The organism is uncultured Oscillibacter sp., from assembly GCF_910584465.1.
GTDB lineage: Bacteria > Bacillota > Clostridia > Oscillospirales > Oscillospiraceae > Oscillibacter.
In genome coordinates, this window is sequence record NZ_CAJUBK010000154.1 from 1 (window position 1) to 1,011 (window position 1,011).

Here is a 1,011-nt window from a genome sequence, read left to right on the forward strand (position 1 = left end):
AGTATTCTTCCATGGATATCATATCCCTCTTCCAGGAGATAAAGGCGGCCGCCACGGGCGCCACCGGAGCCACCGGAGCCACCGGGGCCACCGGCGCCACCGGCGTGACCGGTCCTACCGGCCCCACCGGCCCCAACGTCACCGCCACCTCCGCCTTTGCCGCCAATACCAGCGGCACGGTGCTGGCCGTGGTCGTAGGGGGCACCTTGGTCCCCCTGCCGGACAGCCAGCAGCTGTCCCCGGACATCACGGTCAACGGGACCAGCACGGTGTTCACTGTGAACACGGCCGGACGCTATCAGCTCTCTTATAACGTCAACACCACCGCGTCCCTGGCCAGCGGCACCCGCCTGCTCATCAACGGTACGCCCAACACGGCCTCCACCGTGGCGCCGGCGGTGTCCCTGAGCCACTTCGCCAATGAGATCTTGCTGGATCTGAACGCCGGGGCTACGGTATCCCTGCAGATGTTCGGCATCCTCTCTGCGGCCACCCTGCTGCCCGGCTCCGCCGGAGCGACCCTTTCCATCACCCGTCTGAGCTGAGGAGGGATGTCTCATGTCAATGCCATCTTTCCCTCAGATCGATCCCCCGCTGACCCGGGAGGGGAGCCTCAATGAGATCATCGCCTCCATCGCCGCCGAGGAGCTCAGTCTGAGCCACATCCTCAACGCCGAGGGGGAAAAGCTGCAATATGTGCTGGGCACCCTGCCGGGCCTGGGAGAGGCGGCGGCCTTCGAGGAGGTCATGCGGGTCAACCAGAGCGTGCAGGATACCTTGTCCGATATCATGGAGCAGCAGATGCTGCTGACCAGCAAGCTGAGCGCCGTCTTGAACGCCCCGGTCCTGCCCGGCCCCGCCGGGCCTACCGGGCCCGCGGGCGCGGCCGGCCCCGCCGAAGGCCCCACCGGGCCCACGGGCCCCACCGGAGCCACCGGACCGGATGGTCCGATCGGCGCCGCCGGGGCCGCCGGGGCCGCCGCCCGATCCGGGCTGCTGCGGGCCGCTCGG

Annotated in this window: 2 pseudogenes; both read left to right on the top strand. The window is 68.6% G+C overall.

From position 1 onward, the window contains the following. A pseudogene (locus tag QZ332_RS13770) lies at positions 1 to 545 on the top strand (collagen-like protein); the annotation flags it as partial. A 13-nt stretch (positions 546 to 558) separates the two neighbouring features. Beyond that, positions 559 to 1,011, top strand: a pseudogene (locus QZ332_RS13775) (collagen-like protein); the annotation flags it as partial.